Source organism: Geothrix sp., assembly GCF_030219325.1.
Classification (GTDB): Bacteria; Acidobacteriota; Holophagae; order Holophagales; family Holophagaceae; genus Geothrix.
In genome coordinates this window covers 1805522-1823154 of the sequence record NZ_CP126625.1, presented here as the reverse complement: position 1 = coordinate 1823154, position 17633 = coordinate 1805522, and the positions used below count along the sequence as shown (strand labels likewise).

General features: G+C 68.1%; 13 protein-coding genes. 5 read left to right on the top strand and 8 right to left on the bottom strand.

Features of this window, described 5'->3' with window-relative positions; all coding sequences use genetic code 11:
* Positions 1-6 precede the first annotated feature (6 nt).
* From QOZ81_RS08245 to QOZ81_RS08225, 5 genes are read right to left on the bottom strand one after another with little or no spacing between them, the layout of a single operon-like run.
* The gene (locus QOZ81_RS08245; RefSeq protein WP_291199019.1) at positions 7-2550 is read right to left on the bottom strand and encodes a methyl-accepting chemotaxis protein; all 2544 of its coding nucleotides are present in this window, start codon (positions 2548-2550) and stop codon (positions 7-9) included.
* On the bottom strand, positions 2516-3046 hold the full coding sequence (locus tag QOZ81_RS08240) for an RsmD family RNA methyltransferase (protein WP_291199021.1): 531 nt from the start codon (positions 3044-3046) through the stop codon (positions 2516-2518). The genes QOZ81_RS08245 and QOZ81_RS08240 overlap by 35 nt, the downstream gene beginning before the upstream one ends.
* Positions 3047-3053: 7 nt before the next feature.
* Positions 3054-4055, bottom strand: a complete 1002-nt coding sequence (locus tag QOZ81_RS08235) for a beta-ketoacyl-ACP synthase III (RefSeq protein WP_291199023.1) — start codon at positions 4053-4055, stop codon at positions 3054-3056.
* Between the two features lie 49 nt (positions 4056-4104).
* On the bottom strand, positions 4105-4536 hold the full coding sequence (locus QOZ81_RS08230; protein ID WP_291199025.1) for a chemotaxis protein CheW: 432 nt from the start codon (positions 4534-4536) through the stop codon (positions 4105-4107).
* The gene (locus QOZ81_RS08225; RefSeq protein WP_291199027.1) at positions 4529-6559 is read right to left on the bottom strand and encodes a chemotaxis protein CheA; all 2031 of its coding nucleotides are present in this window, start codon (positions 6557-6559) and stop codon (positions 4529-4531) included. The genes QOZ81_RS08230 and QOZ81_RS08225 overlap by 8 nt, the downstream gene beginning before the upstream one ends.
* 83 nt (positions 6560-6642) lie before the next feature.
* On the opposite strand from QOZ81_RS08225, the gene kdsB reads away from it, so the two are divergent.
* From kdsB to QOZ81_RS08205, 4 genes are read left to right on the top strand one after another with little or no spacing between them, the layout of a single operon-like run.
* On the top strand, positions 6643-7428 hold the full coding sequence (gene kdsB, locus QOZ81_RS08220; RefSeq protein WP_291199029.1) for a 3-deoxy-manno-octulosonate cytidylyltransferase: 786 nt from the start codon (positions 6643-6645) through the stop codon (positions 7426-7428).
* Between the two features lie 45 nt (positions 7429-7473).
* Complete coding sequence (gene trxB, locus QOZ81_RS08215) at positions 7474-8442, top strand: thioredoxin-disulfide reductase (protein WP_291199031.1); 969 nt, start codon at positions 7474-7476, stop codon at positions 8440-8442.
* A gap of 10 nt (positions 8443-8452) precedes the next feature.
* A complete protein-coding gene (gene alr / locus QOZ81_RS08210) occupies positions 8453-9592 on the top strand; it encodes an alanine racemase (RefSeq protein WP_291199033.1) in 1140 nt (379 codons plus the stop codon).
* A 47-nt stretch (positions 9593-9639) separates the two neighbouring features.
* Positions 9640-11019, top strand: coding sequence for a GGDEF domain-containing protein (locus tag QOZ81_RS08205; protein WP_291199035.1), 1380 nt, complete (start codon positions 9640-9642; stop codon positions 11017-11019).
* On the opposite strand, the gene QOZ81_RS08200 is transcribed toward QOZ81_RS08205, so the two are convergent.
* Genes QOZ81_RS08200 through QOZ81_RS08190 form a run of 3 tightly spaced genes read right to left on the bottom strand, consistent with a single transcriptional unit; the run spans position 11003 to position 16286 of the window.
* Positions 11003-13318, bottom strand: a complete 2316-nt coding sequence (locus QOZ81_RS08200; protein ID WP_291199037.1) for an LPS-assembly protein LptD — start codon at positions 13316-13318, stop codon at positions 11003-11005. The genes QOZ81_RS08205 and QOZ81_RS08200 overlap by 17 nt on opposite strands.
* Before the next feature lie 7 nt (positions 13319-13325).
* Positions 13326-14048 (bottom strand): ZIP family metal transporter, encoded by a 723-nt coding sequence (locus QOZ81_RS08195; RefSeq protein ID WP_291199039.1) that lies wholly within the window; start codon positions 14046-14048, stop codon positions 13326-13328.
* 6 nt (positions 14049-14054) lie between these two features.
* Positions 14055-16286: an Rne/Rng family ribonuclease gene (locus QOZ81_RS08190; RefSeq protein WP_291199041.1), complete on the bottom strand. Its 2232-nt coding sequence runs from the start codon at positions 16284-16286 to the stop codon at positions 14055-14057.
* Between the two features lie 326 nt (positions 16287-16612).
* On the opposite strand from QOZ81_RS08190, the gene QOZ81_RS08185 reads away from it, so the two are divergent.
* Complete coding sequence (locus QOZ81_RS08185) at positions 16613-17587, top strand: PstS family phosphate ABC transporter substrate-binding protein (protein ID WP_291199043.1); 975 nt, start codon at positions 16613-16615, stop codon at positions 17585-17587.
* Positions 17588-17633 lie beyond the last annotated feature (46 nt).

Sequence of the window (17633 nt, the reverse complement as noted above, 5' to 3'; positions counted from 1 at the left end):
GTGGACCTAGAGCTTGAAGAGGTTCACTTCCCGATTGAGCATGTGGACCTGGGCCCCGAGCTGCTCCACGGCGCCGCTGGAGACCTCGATGGCCTTCTCGCTCTCGATGGCCTTGCCCAGCACCCGGTTCATGGTCTCCTTGAGCGAGACCACATGGTCCTCCTGGCGGGCCAGGATCTCGTGCAGGTTGCTGGCCAGGGCCCGCACCTGCTCGGTGGCCTTGGCGATCTCGTCGCTGCCGGTGCTCTGCTCTTTGGTCGAGTCCCGCACGACGGCGGTCGCCTGCTGGACGTTCATGGCCAGGGAGAGGATGTAGTTGCTGGTCTGCTGCTGTTCCTCGATGACCGACCGGATGGTTTCCACCTGGTTGTGGATGTTCCGGTTGGCCTCGTGGATCAGGGAGGCCTGGCCGGCCTGCTGGAGGGTCTCGCTGAGGATGCTCTCCACCACGCTGTCGGTCTCGCTGACGGATTCCAGGATGGCCTGGAGCGCCTCCTGGCTCTGCCCGACCGACTCGGCCCCGTCCCGGACGGCGTCCAGGCCGAGTTCCACCTGCTGGTAGGCCTTGCGGATCTCGGACTGGAGGGTGCCGATGATCTGCTGGATCTCCTGGGTGGAGCGGGCCGTCTGTTCGGAGAGCTGCTTGATCTCGTCGGCGACGACGGAGAAACCCCTGGCCTGTCCGTCTCCCGTGCCCCCCTGGGAGGCGATGATGGCGGCGTTCAGGGCCAGCAGGTTGGTCTGCTGGGCGTGGTCCCCGATGTAGTCGAGGATCTTGGCGATGTCGGCCCCCAGCTGCAGCAGGGTCCGGGTGGTCCCATGGAAATCCTGCACGACCCGCTCGATGACCTGGATCTTCTCCCGGTTCCGGGCCACCAGTTCCATCCCCCGACCGGCATTGTGGATCACCTTCTTGGTGTAGCGCTGCGCGATCTTGACGCTGTCGTCGATGGCCGAGGTGCTCTGCTCCAGGTTTTCGGCGAATTCCTTGGTGTGCTCCGCGTGCCCGGCCAGATGGTCGACGTTCTTGCCCACGTTCTTGATGGCCACGTCGAAGTCCCGGATGGCCGAGGTGATGCCCTCCACCACCATCAGCAGCTCGTCCATGCTCTGGTTGATCTGCTGCACGCTGGCGGCCATCTCCACGATGGTCGCGTTGGTGCTCTCCGAGGCCAGGCTGAGTTCCATGGAACTGGCGCTGATGCCGATGGAGGTATCCGTCAGCTCGTTGATCTCCTGGTGGAAGGCCTCGATGAGCTCCCTCTGACCCTGGTTCGAATGGCGGATGCCGTCACCCGATTCCCGGATCAGGGCGGAGGCCTTGGCCAGGTCGCGGCTTGCCGACCGGATCTGGACGACCATCCCCCGCAGGCTGCCGACCATGTGCCCGAACCCCTGCACCAGGGAGGCGACCTCGTCGTCGCTGTAGACCGGCTCGAGCCGGTCGATGCGTCCCTCGCCCACCTGCTGGGTGTTGCGGCTCAGGAGCAGAAGCGGCTGCTGCACGTCGCGGAGGATCAGCGGGATGAAATACATCAGGAAGATGGCCGCCAGAGCCAGGATGGCCATGTTCGGGCGCAGGGCCCGCCAGATGGCGTCGGCGTATTCCGCCTCCGGGATCACGGCCCGGAGTTCCGAACCGTCCGGGAGGTTCTGGCTCACGATGATGTCCCCGCCTCCGGCCGGCTGGATCCTGGAGCCCAGGATGCCACCGCCCCTTGCGGCGGGAAGGCGCAGGGACACGCCTCCGCCCGCCCCCAGCTTCAGGGTGCTGAGGAAGGCATCCAGATCCTCGGGCGTGGTGTTCATCTCCGACACGAACACCACGGAATCCGCGAGGTTCGCCAGCTCGTTGCCCGCGTAGCTCGCCACCTTGGTGCGGATGGAGGACTGCAGGGTGAGGCCCGAGACGAGGATGGAGAGCAGCAGCACGCCGCCCGTGATCCCCAGGACCCCGAAGCCGAACTTGGCCCGCAGGCTGGTGGTGAAGCGCGCCAGTGAATCCGAGAATCCGGGCTGTCCCGCCAGGATCTTGTAGACCTTCATCAGGTTCCGCTTGGCCAGGAAGTACTGGCAGACGGCGCCCAGGGCCGCCAGCACCATGAAGATGGCCATGGTGATGAAGCTGACCCAGAGGCTCTGCCCCAGGTAGAGCTTGACCCACAGGTAGGTCGCGAAGCACAGGCCCAGGGCCAGCAGGAACAGCAGGAGGGAGGAGACCTGGGGGAAGCGCGTCAGGGTGCGGTAGACATCGGGCCCCAGCGGCTGGTCCGCCAGCAGCCGCCCGAGCTGGCGGACGTGGAACAGGGAGGATCCGGCCACCAGGCCTAGGAGGGCCGCGGTGATCACCAGCCCCTTGGCGTTGAGGCGGAAGCCCGGCGGGGCGGCCAGCAGGAAGAGGATGGTCGCGACGATGAAGCCCGCCCCCCAGATGATCCAGGTCCCCTGGCGGAGACGGCCGAGGATCAGCTCGCTCTCGGCCCTGCCCAGACGGACGGGGGCCTGCAGCCTGAGTTCAGGCAGGGATCCAGAAATGGAATCGGGCTGCACCATACTCGCGTGTTTCGGCCAGGTTCCATCCGGGCTGTAATTCCAGCGTGGTTTTCCGGTCCGTTTCGAAAACCAGGACCCCGTCACTGGCGATCCAGGACCGCAATGGGCCGGACAGCCTGCTCCACAGGACGGCCGCCTGCTCGTAGGGCGGATCCAGGAAGATCACGGCCTGATCCCGGAAGGTCGCTGCTTTCAGCCGGTTCACATCCGCCCGGAGGGCCTGTACCGGGACATCCGCGAGGTTCCTCCGGAGACAGGTCCAGCCCGGCTCGCCGGATTCCACGCACACCACCGGCCCGAACCCCCGGGAGTGGGCCTCGAGTCCCACGGCCCCGGTCCCCGCGCAGAGGTCCAGAAAGGGTCCCTGCCCCCACCGCTGGAGGATGGAGAACAGGGCCTCCCGGGCCCGGTCGGCCGTGGGCCGGACGCTCAGGTCCCCGGCGGGCGGCGCCACCAGCCGGCGCCCCTTCAGGGTTCCCGCGACCACCCGCATGCAGGGGTCAGTAGGCCCAGCGGAGCAGCGTGGCCCCCCAGGTGAACCCGGCGCCGAAGGCGGCCAGGGCCACCAAATCGCCCTTGGCCATGCGCTTCTCCTCGAAGGCCTGGTGCAGGGCCGTGGGGATGGTGGCCGTGGTGGTGTTGGCGAAGCGGTCGATGTTCACCATCATCCGGGAAGGGTCGAGCTCCAGCCGCTTGGCCGCGGCATCCATGATGCGGATGTTGGCCTGGTGGGGTACGAAGAGCTTGAGCTGGTCGCCGGTGAAGCCGTTCCGATCCATCAACAGCTTGCTGTTGTCGGCCATCTCCCGGACGGCGTTCTTGAACACCTCGCTGCCCGCCTGGTGGATGTAGTGTTCCTTGGCGGCGACCGTCTCGGCCGTGGCCGGCTTCAGGGAGCCACCCGCCGGCATGTACAGGAAACAGCCGCCGGAGCCGTCCACCTTGTGCTCGAAGTCCAGGATGCCCAGGCCGTCCTCGACCCGCTCCACGATGACCGCACCGGCCCCGTCCCCGAAGAGCACGGAAGTCGCCCGGTCCTCGAGATTGATGATGGTGGACATGATGTCCACGCCCACCACGCCGACCCGCTTGACGCCGCCGGCGGCCACCAGGCTCGCGGCGGTGGTGAGGGCGTAGAGGAAGCCCGAACAGGCCGCGTTCAGGTCGAAGCCGAAGGCATTGGTGGCACCCACCATGTGTTGGATGCGGCAGGCGGTGGCGGGGAACAGGGTGTCGGGGGTCACGGTGGTGACCAGGATCAGATCCAGCTCGGAAGCCTTGATCCCGCGGTTGTCCAGCGCCATCTGCAGAGCGGGCGCCCCCAGCTGGGAGGCCCCGGTGCCGGGCTCGACCCAGCGGCGCTCGCGGATGCCGGTGCGGGTCCGGATCCATTCGTCATTGGTCTCCATGATCTTGGAGAGGTCGTCGTTGGTGACCACGCGAGGGGGAAAGCACTGTCCGGTTCCGGTGATGCCAACGGGGGCGGCGAGACGACGGTTCAAAGGGCCTCCGGTACGAAACAGCCATCATCGCACGAAGCGCTTCATGGCGTCAGCGGTCGCCCCGGAAGCGCCGCAGCAGCGCGATGAGGCGATCCGGATCCAGCAGGCGGAGCTTCAGATCCCCCACCTGGAGCAGGCCGCCGGTCCAGCCGCTGGCCGGATCCGCTTCCTCGACCTGGTGAAGGGTTGCCGTGGACACGTCGATCATCCCGACCATCCGGTCGATGGGTACCGCCAGCCGGGGCCGTAGCACGGCCATCGCCGTGGGAATGGCTGCGGAGACGGTGCAGCCCGGAAGGTCCCCCCAGGCGAGCACAGGCAGGAATTCACCCTGGAAGATCACCACGCCCTGGATGCCATGGGGGCGGCCAGGCAGGGGGGAGACGGCTTCCATCGCCACCACCTCCCGGAGGTCCAGCGTGGACAGCGCCAGATCCATTCCCGAGGCCCGCACATGGAGCCAGGACCCCCGCTCAGACACGGGCCACCCTCCTCATCAGGGAATCCATGGCCAGCCCCAGCATGGCATCGGGATCCAGCACCCAGAGGATGCCCTCCTCCTGGACGCTGCCCCCCATGATGCCCGCCGTGTGCGCCAGTTCGGGCAGGCTGCGCAGCAGCACCTCCCCCCGTCCCACGATCTCGTCCACTCCGAGGGCCACCTCGACGCTCCTGGCAGCCGCGCCCTGCTGGCTCAGCACCACGAAGGCCCGCTGCCCGTCCGGCTCCGGCAGGCCGAGACAGGCCTGGAGGGATTCGATGGGAAGGGATTCGCCGAGCACCTGGACCTGGTCCCCGCCATGGCAGACCTGCCGCCCCGCCTGGACCCGGACCACGCTGCTCAGCGGAATTCCGAAGGACTGGCCGGCGCAGCGCACCTTGAGGCAGCTCACCACCGCACGGCTCAGGGGGAAGCTCAGGCGGATGAGGCTGCCCCGCCGGGCCTCGCTCGAGAGGTGCACCTCGCCACCCAGGGCCTCGATTTCGGCCCGCACGACATCCATGCCCACGCCACGGCCGGAAAGCTGGGTCGCCTGGTCGTGGGTGGAGAAGCCTGGTTCCAGGGTCAGACGGTGCAGGCGCTCCGGCGTGTGGTTCTCGCCAGCCTTCAGGAGGCCCAGTTCGACCCCGCGCGCCTCGATGCGTTCCAGGTGGAAGCCCCGCCCGTCGTCCCGGATGTCGAAGCGGAGGTTGCGCCCCCGCTGGGAGGCTGAGATCCGCAGGGACCCGGTTTCATTCTTCCCCAGGGCGAGGCGTTCCGAAGGTGGTTCCAGGCCGTGGTCCACGGCATTCCGCACCAGATGGAGGAAGGGTTCCGTGAGACGCCCGAGGATGCTCCGCTCCAGTTCCAGATCGCCCCCCTGGAAGGTCAGCTTGACGGGCTTGCCCGTGTCCCGGCTGAGGCCCTTCACCATGGGCTCGATGCGCGAAAACAGGCTCTCCACCTTGACCATGCGCATCTGCAGCAGGGACTTCTGGACATCCAGGAGACCATCCTCGATCTGTCCCAGCAGGGCCATCGGCCGATCGTCATCGGTGGCCTGGCGGCTCCGGTTCAGCAGCAGGCTGGCCGCGTCCCGCAGTTGTCCGACGGCCATCAGTCGGGCCTCAAGCGCCTCGACGCGGTGGGCCGGAAGGCGGAGGATCTCCACCTCCTGCGCCGGTGACACTGGCGCCGGTGTCCCGGGGACTGCCGGCTCGGGCGGAGTTTCCTCCGGGAGTTGGGTGGGCTCCGCAGCCCGGAGGCTGGCTGGCACCCGGACGGGATCCGCCAGCAGGGCCATGCCGAGCAGCTCGCCCTCCAGGGCCGGAAGCCTGGTCGGATCCAGGTCCGGGCAGGCGACCATCAGGAGGAAGGCCAGCCCCTCGCGATCCTCCGGGGCATCCCAGGGCAGCGTGGAGATGAGTTCGCCGAGTGCGCCCAGGGCCTCACTGTAGACCCGTAGGCGCTCGTCGAAGGTGGCGAAGTCCAGGCAGATCCTCACGCCATGGATCGGCATCCCGCTCATGAGGAGGGAGGTCACCCGGGTGTGCTCGTATTCCGAGAGGGCCTTCAGGGTGTCGGGGGGCAGGTCCAGCATCGAGGTGAGGTCCTGGGCCGCCCCCTCGGCGGGTCGGGCCAGGGCCTCGAGTTCCCCCAGCTGCTTCCGCAGGGGTTGCAGGTAGTCTTCGGGCTCCGAGCGGCCCCGGCGCAGGCCGCCCATGCCCGATTCCAGGGCCAGGATGCCCGCCTCCAGGGTCTCGACCAGAGAATCCGTCGAACGCAGGCGCCCCTTGCGCATGAGGTCGAAGATGTCCTCCATGCGGTGCGCGGCCTTGCTGAAGCTGGGAAACCCCAGCATGCCCGCCATGCCCTTGAGGGTGTGCGTGGTCCGGAACAGGGCGTTCACCGAGGCCTGGACCACGTGGGCCGGCTGGGGCTCCTTCAGCGTGGCAAGGGTCTGCCGGGCCTGCGCAAACAGGTCCTCGAACTCTGCCCATACATCGTCGAAGGATTGATCCAAGCGAAAGCCCCCGGTTCCTGAGGCATCGGCAGGGGGTCCTCCGGTCTGGAATCCCGGCGGTCCCCCTGCACTACACTTGGCCCATGCGCACCCTCGCCGTCCTGCCCTCCCGCTTCCAGGCTTCCCGGTTTCCCGGCAAGCCCCTCGCCCTCATCGCCGGAAGGCCCATGATCCAGTGGGTTTTCGAGGCGGCCCACCGGGCCCGGGGCGTCGACCGGGTCGTGGTCGCCACGGATGACGATCGCATCGCGGCCGCCGTGAGGGGCTTCGGAGGCGAGGCCCTCATGACGGACCCCGCCCTGCCCTCCGGCACGGACCGCGCCGCCGCAGCCCTGGCATCCCTGGGGGAGGACTTTGATTGCATTCTCAACATCCAGGGGGACGAGCCGGCCATGCATCCCGACACGGTGGCGGCCGTGGTCGCCCTGATGCAGGCCCAGCCGGACCTCCCCATCGCCACCGCCGCCTGCCCCTTCGCCCACCCTGACGAGCTCTACAACCCGAACGCCGTGAAGGTGGTGGTGGATGACCGCCAGCGGGCCCTCTACTTCAGCCGCAGCCCCATCCCCTACCTGCGGAACGGTTCCGTCTTCGAGCCGGATTTCCGGCCCTGGATGCAGCCCGGGCAGCTGAGCCATTTCCGGCGCCACCTCGGCCTCTACGCGTATCGGCCCGAGGCCCTGCGCGCCTTCACGCAGCTCCCGCCGCACCCCCTCGAGCAGCTGGAGATGCTGGAACAGCTGCGGGCGCTGGCCGCGGGCATGGCCATCGGCGTGGCCGACACGCCCCACCTGAGCCTGGGCGTGGATGTGCCGGCGGACGTGCCTGCAGCCGAGGCCCTGCTTCGGGAGCGGGGACTGGCGCGGTAGACTCGGAACCCGGGCCCCCGGCCCGTCCCCTGCCAGGAGAAGCGCGTGAACCACCATAAAGTCATCGTGATCGGTACGGGTCCCGCCGGGTACACCGCCGCCCTCTACACCTCGCGAGCCAACCTGGCACCCCTCGTGTTCGAGGGAGTCCAGCCCGGCGGCCAGCTCACCATCACCACCGAGGTCGAGAATTTCCCCGGCTTCCGCAAGGGCATCGACGGCCCGGCCCTGATGGAGGAGATGCGGGAGCAGGTGCTCCGCTTCGGTACCACCATCAAGTCCGAGACGGTGCTCAAGGCCGACCTCCAAAGCCGTCCCTTCCGCCTCACCACGGACAAGGGCGAATACACCGCGGATGCCGTCATCATCGCCACCGGGGCGTCGGCCATGTGGCTGGGCATCGACAAGGACGAGCAGCTCTCCCGCTCCGGCGGCGGCGTCAGCGCCTGCGCCACCTGCGACGGCTTCTTCTTCCGCGGCAAGGAGATCGCCGTGGTGGGCGGCGGCGATACCGCCCTGGAGGAGGCCACCTTCCTCACCAAGTTCGCCACCAAGGTCCACCTCATCCACCGCCGGGACAAGCTCCGCGCCTCCAAGACCATGCAGGAGCGCGCCTTCAAGAACGAGAAGATCCAGCCCCTCTGGAACAAGGTCGTGCTGGACGTGGTCACGGCCACCCACGAAACGCCCATGGGCGAGAAGGTGGAGAAGATCCGCGCCCTGAAGCTCAAAGACACGGTGGATGGCAGCGAGTCCGAGCTGCCCGTGGAAGGTCTGTTCGTGGCCATCGGCCACCGGCCCAACACCAGCCTCTTCCAGGGCCAGCTGCCCATGGACGAGACCGGCTACCTCGTGGTGGAGAAGGGCTCCAGCCGGACCTCCATTCCCGGCGTCTTCGCCTGCGGCGACGTGCAGGACCACACCTATCGCCAGGCCATCACCGCCGCCGGCAGCGGCTGCATGGCTGCCATCGACGCCGAACGCTGGCTCGCGGAACAGGGTCTTGCCGAATGACGAGCGACAGGTGAATGAGCAGCACCTCGAACCCCTGATCCGGCATCCCGAGGGCCGGGCCCTCCGGGCGGAAGTGGACCTGGGCCGCATCGGGCGGAACCTGGAGCGCATCCGCACCGCCGCCGGGGGCCGGGAGGTCTGGGGCGTGGTGAAGGCCAATGCCTACGGCCATGGCGCCGTACCCGTCGGCCGGGCCCTGGCCGCGGCCGGGGCCCACGGTCTGGCGGTCTCCAGCCTCGAGGAGGGCCTGGAACTGCGCCAGGGCGGCATCGGCTGTCCCGTCCTCGTGCTGGGTGGCCTCCGCCCGGAAGCCCTCCCCGCCGCCAGCTCGGAGGGCCTGACCATCGCCGTCGTCGGGCCCGAGCACCTGGCGGAGTACGCGCGGATCCTGCCCAGCCACCCGGTTCGGCTGCACTTGAAGCTGGACACGGGCATGGGCCGCTTCGGCCTGCTGCCTTCCGAGCTGGGGGACTGCCTGGCGGCCCTGCGGCAGCTGGCCCCCTGGATCGATGGTGCCATGGGGCACTTCGCCACGGCCGACGACGCCGACCTGGGCTTCGCCCTCCGGCAGCGCCGGGTGTTCGAAGGCTGCCTCGCCCAGCTGGTGGACGCCGGCATCCACCCGGTGCAGCGCCACCACGGCAACAGTGATGCCTGCCTCCGGAACCTCCTGGACCAGGACACCCACCTCCGGCCCGGGCTGGCCCTCTTCGGTCTCACGACCCTGCCGGAAGGCCGACAACTGGGACTGGAGCCCGCCCTGGCCCTGGTGGCCGAGGTGGCCCGTGTCAAGACCGTTCCGGCCGGAACCACGGTGGGTTATGGCCGCACCTTCGTGGCGCCACAGCCCATGCAGATCGCCACGCTGGCCTGCGGCTATGCTGACGGCTACCGGCGGGACCTGGGGAACCGCGGGGTCGTCGGCTTCGCCGGCCAGACCTTCCCGGTGGTGGGCCGCGTGTCCATGGACTACCTGACGGTGGCCCTGCCCCTGGGCACTCAGGTGGCCCCGGGGGATCCCATGACTCTCTTCAGCGCCGATCCGGCGGCGCCGCACAGCCTCGAGCGGCTGTCACAGGTCCTCGGCACCATCCCCTACGAGCTGACCTGTGCCCTCCATCGCCGGATCTCCCGCCGTTATTTTCCTTAACTCGGGGCTGATCCGCACTAACATGAAGGACTTCATTTCGGCCCTTCATGAACCTGCTGGTCATCTCCCGCCATGACGACCTCGTCGAACGCCTGAGGATGGCGTTCGAAGGCGCAGGCCATCGCATCCTGCAGGCCGCCGATCCCCTCGAAGCTCTCGCCCAGGACGCCTGGGGGGAGGCTCAGGTCCTCCTCGTCGACTCCGGTGGCGACCCCATGGATGGCTACCGCCTCTGTCGGCTCCTGCGGGGTGAGGCCCGGGTCCTCTTCCACAACCTTCCCATCTTCCTGATCCTCGATCATGCCCCGACGGAACAGGATCTCAGGGCCCTGCAGGAAGCCCAGGCCGACGGCTTCCTCGCCTCTGGACACACCATCCAGCAGCTGCTCAACCACCTCGGTCCCGTGCTGGCGGGCAGCACCTCCCGCGAGGAGGGGCAGCGCCTCCCGGTTCTGGCGGTGGGCTTTCAGTCCTCCCTCGCCCAGAAGGCCAGGGACATGCTCCACCACTACGGCATGGAGGTGCATTCCCCGCCCGTCCGCAATGCCGTGGAAGCCCAGCGTGCGCTGAAGGCGCCCGTGCTCCTGCTGGGCCTCTCCTCCGGGGGGGTGGAGGGCGCCCTGGCGGTGCTGTCCCAGCTCAGGGAGCAGGGCCGGCTGCCCTACACGATCCTGGTGGGCCAGATGAAGAACGAGGCCGATCAGCGCCGCCTGCTGCTGGCGGGCATCTCGGACTGGGTGCCGCTCCCCCTTCCGGCACCCCGGCTGGTCCACGCCTGCAAGCGGGCCGTCGAGTGGATGCACGCCCGCCGCATCCAGACCGAGTACGAATCGGCCATCCACGATCTGCGGGAACGGCGCAGCATGCTGGAGATCGAGGCGGCCTCCCTGCGGAACGAAGTGCTGACCGATCCGCTGACGGAGCTGCTCAACCGCAGGGCCTTCGACCAGAACCTCGACCACGCGGTCCGGCAGTGGGAACGGCACCGGCGCGCCTTCGTCCTCGTCCTCGGCGACGTGGACCACTTCAAGCTGATCAACGACCGCTTCGGCCACCCGGTCGGCGACGAGGTCCTCCGGCAGCTGGCGGGACGCATCCGTTCCGCGCTCCGCAAATCCGACCTCGCCTTCCGCATCGGCGGCGAGGAGTTCGCCGTGCTGCTGACGGAAACCAGCCTCAAGGCCGGTGCGGACGTGGCCAACAAGCTGCGGCGCCGCATCGACGAGGACCCCATCGTGCTGCCCGGGGGCCAGACCATCTTCCCCACCATGAGCTTCGGCGTGGGCGGGCCCGGTGCGCCCACCATCAGCGCCCTGATGGCCCAGGTGGACAAGGCGCTCTACCAGGCCAAGAGCCTGGGACGGAACCGCGTCGTGGTGTCCGGAGAGGGCGATCTCCCGCCCCGGATCGTCAGCGCCGGAAACTGAACAGGTCGCCCAGCCCCCTCAGCGTCAGGGTCAGGTCCACGCGATCTTCACGCCCCCCCGACACCAGGGCCGTGTTCAAGGCCACATGGCTGTATTTCAGGACATAGGCCACACAGGGCTGGACGTAGGCCAGGGCCACCTGGCTGGAGGCGAAGCCGTGGTTCCGGAAGTCATAGTTGGCGCTGAACTCCAGACGGACCCGGTCATCCCAGAGCCGCTGCAGGCCGCCGAACTGGAGGCCCTGCTGGCGGACCAGGAACCGGTTGATGCCGGTGGAGAAGTAGGCCAGGTTGAAGCGGCCACCGTCCCTCGCCTTCACGTCCACGCTGAGGGCGTTGTCGGAACCCCCGGCCCCGATGTCCGAGGAGCGGCGCAGGCTGATGCGCCAGCGATCGTCCGGTTCCACGTCCAGGTCGGTATCCAGGGAGGACCAGCCCTTCTTGTAGCGGCCGTCGCTGAGGATGATCGGGGTTGCGTGGTACCGCGTGGCCACCCGCAGCCGGGCCAGGTCCGCGAACCCGGATCCCAGGCCGGAACGCCCCAGGAGGTGCTGCTTGAGCCCCACCTCGAAGCTCCGCTCACCGGAGGCGCTGTCGTTGACGCCGGGGAAGGAGTCCACCGTATCGAACCTGGGCAGCAGCCCGGCGTCGCCATAGCGGCTGGTCTCGGTGAATCCGAAATAGGGCTCGGCCACGTGCTTGAGCTCACCCTCGTAGCCCAGGACGGAGACCTCCTTATAGCTGCGGCCGACCTGGGGCCCCGACAGCCGCAGGTGGCTGGACAGCAGGAGCCGCGTCGCCGGGACGCCATCCACCTGGAAGGGGCTGGTGGCCGGGTCCACCACGGTGCCGTCGGCCCCGCCCGCCGGATCGAACACGGCGGAGGACAGCGTGGAGCTGTAGTGGGTGGCCCGCCCCAGGAGCTCGAAGTCGGCCCGGAACGGCCCCCACTGCCCCAGCCGTCCATGCACGCGGGTGTTGGCGTCCTGGCGATCCCAGGCGTAGCTCTGGTCGGGCACGGAGGAGCTGCCCTCGATGCGGTAGGCGAAGCGGCCCAGCCGCACCCCCCCATCCACGTACAGCTGCCCGAGGAGAGGTACCGGGAAGAACCGGAACTCGCCCTGGGGGAGGGTCTGCCGCCGGAGGGAGGCCGGGAACTGGGCGCTGTAGAAGGGGTCGCCCTGGTCCTTGGTGAAGAAGAAGCTGCGCTGTTCCGCGGCGGAGAGGCTGAGGCTGCCGAAGGTGAAGCTGCGCCCGAGATACAGGGCCGAGTCGAAGCTGGTGGCGCCGAGGGAACCGAGGCCCTTCCCGAAATCGGCATCCACGAAGTTGTCCGAGGCCTGGTTCACGTCCGCCGTCAGCTGCCAGCCGTCCTCGCGCTGCCAGACCTCCTTCAGGTTGTAGCGGTAGCGATGGGTGTCGAGGCTCCGCTGGTGGATGGTCTCCCCGGACAAGCTGCCCTGGTGGGTCAGGTCCGGACGCCATCGGAGCTCCCCGCCCCAGAGCATGCCCTCCTTGCTCAGGTACTCCGGCGAGAAGGTCGTATCCACGGAATCGCCCAGCACCTGGAAGTAGGAGAGCCCCACGGTGGAGCCGAAGGAGCTGGACAGCCCCAGGCGCGGAGGGAGCAGCCCCGACGTGCGTTCCGCCTGGGCCGGATAGAGGGCGTAGGGCAGGTAGAAGATGGGCACGGAACCCAGCAGGACCCGGGCGTTCCAGAGCGTGGCGAAACCGTCGAGATCCACCTTCAGGCTGGTGAGCTTGGCCGTCCAACCTGGTTTCTCCTCGGGGCAGGGACTCAGCTCCACCTCGTCGAAGGACCAGGTGCGCAGGGTGGCGAAGGCCACATGGCCAGACCTGAGGGTCCAGGAGGGGGGCAGGTCCATCTGCAGGGCCCAGGCCTCGCCCGAGCGGAGGCCCCAGTCCATCTGCAGGCGCTCCCCGCGCAGGCGCAGGTCAGGGCCCTCCAGGCGGATGTGCCCCTCGGCGATGAGCCGGCCCTCGGGGATGCGGTATTCGATGCGGTCGGCCAGGAGGAGCAGGCCTTCCGCCTGGATGGCCCCCTGTTCGAGGATCCAGACATCGCCCACTTCCCGGACCCGGTCACCCCGCCAGTCGAAGGGCACACGGGAATTGCCGGGGCCCCGCTCGATGCGGAAGGGACGGAGCGGGAGCAGCTCTGCCGGCGTCGGCGCGTCCAGGGGCGGGATGACCGGGGCCGGCGGCAATCCCTGCGCCGCCAGGAGGGCCGGCAGGGCGCCCAGCAACAGGCCTCTGCTTTTCCTCCCGAGACGGCGCATGCGGGACTCAGTGCTGGTGCGGCAGCAGCCGCGAGCTGAGGAGGAAGATCCCCACTCCCGACAGCAGGGCGATCGTGCTGCGGAGGCCCGAGACCTTCTGGACCTCGGGCAGCAGGTCCGAGCTCGCCACGTAGAGGGCCAGTCCTGCCGTCAGTCCGAGGACCGGACCGGTCGGCAGGTTGAGCAGCGATTGTCCGGCCGATCCCAGCATGGCCGCCAGGGCCAGCGTGCCCGCGGCCAGCATCGCCGCGCGGTTCCCGAAGCCCCGCACCAGGAAGATGGAGGCGATGGTTCCGCCCTCCGGGATGCGGTGGAGGAGGATGCCCAGCACGACCAGGGGACCGAGGTTGCTATGCGTCGCCAGGGCCGCAGCGATGGCCACGCCATCCATGAGGCTGTGCAGCGACAGGCCGACCAGGGCCAGTACGCCGCTGAGCGGCGATCCGTCCGTATGGGTCTCCTCCCCGTAGTGGAAATGGAGCGTGATGCCGTGCTCCATGACGTGCACCAGCAGGTAGCCCGCCAGCACCCAGTAGGCGTTGAGCTCCCCACCCTTGGCTTCCAGGCATTCGGGGATGATGCGGGCCACGGTCAGCGACAGCAGGTACCCCGCCGCCACGCCCGATAGCAGGCGCATGAACTGCGCCCGGCCCTGGAGGAAGCGCACCACTCCCCAGCCACCCAGAAGGGTGGCCAGGGAGGCGAGAGGTGCAATCCAGAAGATGGACATCCGCGACTACTCGGCTTTGGCCTTCTTCGCGCGGGTCGCCTTGGGCTTGGGGGCCGTCTCGGCGGGCTTTTCGGCCTTCTCCTTCTCTGCCTTCTCCTTCTTCGCGGGGGACTTGGCGGAGGCCTTGGCTTTCGGGGCAGCCTTCTTCTTCACAGGGGCCGCCGGCTCAGGAATCGGCTCGGGCACGGGAGTGGGAGCTGCCGCGGGCTCGGGAGCCGAGCTCACCTTGGCCCTGGGCGTGCGCTTGGGCTTGGGGGCTTCCGCCACGGCGGCCTCGGCGACCTGGGGAGCAGCGCCAATCCGGGGCCGGGGGCTCGGCGTCAGCAAGCTGGCCACCAGGCCTGGGGTGGCCTTGGGGGGCTCGGGCATGGGCTCAGTCACGACGGGCCTGGCCCCTTCGGGGGATCCAGCCTGCGTGGCTCCTTCGCCCCGGTCCGCCCCGCCCTTGCGGCGCCGGCGCCGGCGCTTGCGCTTGGTGCCATCGCCCTTGGACTCGTCTCCGGGTTCCTCGGGGCCGTCTTCCATCTCATCGTCCTCGGGCTTGGCGCTCTCGAACAGGGCGCGGAGGCGCTCCCGCTCATCCAGGGCGGCCCGCTGCAGGTCGCGGCGATCGTACTTGAAGGCCTCCTTCTTGGCATCCTTCGGGCCATCGCCATGGAGGCCCAGGGCCTTCTCGAAGGAGATGGGGCTGTCACCGCCCAGGACCACGGTCTCGTCCTCGGGAGCGCCCTTCTCGCGATGCGGCTTGGGCGCGGGCTTCTCGACCGGGGCCTCTTCCGCCCGCTCGATCTCCGCCGACATCTCGCCGTAGCTCATGGACCAGTCGGCCTGGATGAGGATCTTGGCGTCGCTCTCCTCCTCCATCAGCGTCAGGTCACTGCGTTTCTCGTTCAGCACCGCGGCGGCGATGGCCGGGGCCAGCTTCACGCGGATCTCGCCGATGCCACCCTTGGCCAGGATCCCGTGCAGCTTGCGCACCACGGAGAGCGCCATGGCCTCGATGGTCTTCACCTTGCCGGTGCCCGCGCAGGTGGGGCAGCTCTCGTGGTTCACGTGCTGCAGGCTGGGGCGGATGCGCTGACGGGTCATGACCAGCACGCCGAAGCGGTTGATCTTCCCAACCTCCATGCGGGCCTTGTCGGCCTTGAGGCAGTCCACCAGCTTGTCCTGCACGGAGCGGATGTGGGACTCGCGCTTCATGTCGATGAAATCGATGGCGATGAGGCCGGCCAGATCACGCAGGCGCAGCTGCCGGGCCACTTCCTCGGCCGCCTCCATGTTGGTCTTGAAGGCCATGTCCTCCACGCCGTCGCCGGAGGTCTTGCCGCTGTTCACGTCGATGGCCACCAGGGCCTCGGTCTGGTCCAGCACCAGGGCCCCGCCGCTGGGCAGGCCCACCTTGCGGCCGTAGACGCGGTCGATCTGCTCTTCGAGCTGGTGGCGGGAGAAGAGCGGCTTCTTGCCGCTGTAGTGCTTCAGCACGTCGAGATGCTGGGGCATGGTGCGCTTGAAGAAGGACTGGGCGGCCCGGAAGGTGTCCTCGTCGTCGATCTGCACTTCCTCCACGTCGGCCGTGAAGGTGTCGCGCAGGGTGCGGGTGACGACGTCATCCTCCTGCCACACGAGGCCCACGCCGTGGCGGTGCTTGTAGCGGTTCAGCACTTCCTTGTAGGTGTCCAGGAGGTACTCCAGGTCACGCTGGAAGTCCTCCTTGGTCACGCCCAGGCTGGCCGTGCGGACGATGACGCCGATGTCCTCGGGAATCTCGAGGGTGTCGATGAGCTGCTTGAAGTGGCGGCGCTCCTCGGTGGCCTCGATCTTCCGGCTGATGCCGTTCACGGGGTTGCCGGGGGTGATCACCAGGTAGCGGCCTGCCAGGCTGACCTGGCCGGTCATCATGGCGCCCTTGCTGCCCAGCTCCTCGCGGACGGCCTGGACCAGGATCTCCTGGTCGCGCTGCAGGACGTCCTGGATGCGGGCGCGGCGGCCGTCGCCGCTCAGCTCGCGGGGCAGTTCGCCCAGGGGCAGGAAGCCGTTCTTCTGGCCGCCGAAGTGGACGAAGGCCGCCTGCAGGCTGGTGTCCACGCGGACCACCCGGGCCTTGTAGAGGTTGCCCTTGATCTTCTCGTTGTGCAGGAACTCGACGTCGTAGTCGAACAACACGCCGTCGATCAGGGTGGCGACGCGGATCTCTTCGGGATCCGTGGCGTTGATCATCATGGTTTTCTTGGGGCTCAAGGAGGCTCCTCTTGGGGCCCAGGGTTCTGGCTGCGGCTTACGCCCGGCAGGCTCAGCGGCCTTGGGTGTGGTGATGGATTGGGATGGTGGATCGGGAAACCGAAGGGGGCCCTGCCCTGACTTCGGCCACCCGTAGGAAAAAACTGGATGGTCGCGATCCCCGTGCGCGGGCGGTGCCTCGATCAGCACGCAGGATCTCCAAGCATTAAACCCACTTATTTGCTCGAGGGCAAGCTGGTTCGGGAATGAAGTTACAGGGATGTCACGGGCCGTAACAAAGGGATTCACCCCCGGGACCCAGGATCAAGGCTACTTAGGAGGCATCCATGAGGATCCGATTCCTGGCCCAGACCGTTCTGGCCGCCCTGGTTGGTCTGACCGCGACCGCCCAGACCGTCAAGGTGGACCCGAAGCTCACCACCTACAAGAAGGTCTCCGGCATCAGCGGAAACCTCAACTCGATCGGTTCCGACACCCTGAACAACCTGATGGCCTACTGGGTCGAGGGGTTCAACAAGAAATACCCCAACGTGAAGATCCAGGTGGAAGGCAAGGGATCCACCACCGCCCCCCCGGCACTCATCGAGAGCACCAGCCAGCTGGGCCCCATGAGCCGTGAGATGAAGAACGAGGAAGCCGACAAGTTCGAGAAGAAGTTCGGCTACAAGCCCACCAAGGTGGCCGTGGCCATCGACACCCTCGCGGTGTTCGTGAACAAGGGCAATCCCATCAAGGCCCTCAGCATGCAGCAGGTGGATGCGATCTTCTCGAAGACCCGCAAGGGCGGCCTCGAGAAGGACATCAAGACCTGGGGCGACCTGGGCCTGACCGGGGATGCCGCCAACCGCCCCCTCAGCCTCTACGGCCGCAACAGCGCCAGCGGCACCTACGGCTACTTCAAGGAGCACGCGCTCTTCAAGGGCGACTACAAGGACACCGTGAAGGAACAGCCGGGCTCCTCCTCTGTGGTCCAGAGCGTGGGTTCCGACAAGTTCGCCATCGGCTACAGCGGCATCGGCTATGCCACCTCCGGCGTCCGGGCGGTCCCCCTGTCCGATGCCAAGAAGAATGATGGGGCCGCCTTCGCCGCCACCTACGAGAACGCGCTGAGTGGCAAGTACCCCCTGGCCCGCTTCCTCTACATCTACATCAACAAGGATCCCAAGAAGCCGATGGATCCCCTGACCAGCGAGTTCCTCAAGTTCGTGCTCAGCAAGGAAGGCCAGGAGATCGTCGTGAAGGACGGCTTCCTGCCCCTCACCGCCAAGATGGAAACCGAAGAGATCGCCAAGCTGAAGTAGTGAATCTGGACTCGAGCGTGCCGGGGGGATCCTCCGGCACGCCCGT

Coding starts and splice junctions, on each gene's coding strand:
- QOZ81_RS08240 (WP_291199021.1), bottom strand. CDS start 3,046: ATGCGGGTGGTCGCGGGAACCCTGAAGGGGCGCCGGCTGGTGGCGCCG.
- kdsB (WP_291199029.1), top strand. CDS start 6,643: ATGCGCACCCTCGCCGTCCTGCCCTCCCGCTTCCAGGCTTCCCGGTTT.
- QOZ81_RS08205 (WP_291199035.1), top strand. CDS start 9,640: ATGAACCTGCTGGTCATCTCCCGCCATGACGACCTCGTCGAACGCCTG.
- QOZ81_RS08200 (WP_291199037.1), bottom strand. CDS start 13,318: ATGCGCCGTCTCGGGAGGAAAAGCAGAGGCCTGTTGCTGGGCGCCCTG.
- QOZ81_RS08195 (WP_291199039.1), bottom strand. CDS start 14,048: ATGTCCATCTTCTGGATTGCACCTCTCGCCTCCCTGGCCACCCTTCTG.
- QOZ81_RS08185 (WP_291199043.1), top strand. CDS start 16,613: ATGAGGATCCGATTCCTGGCCCAGACCGTTCTGGCCGCCCTGGTTGGT.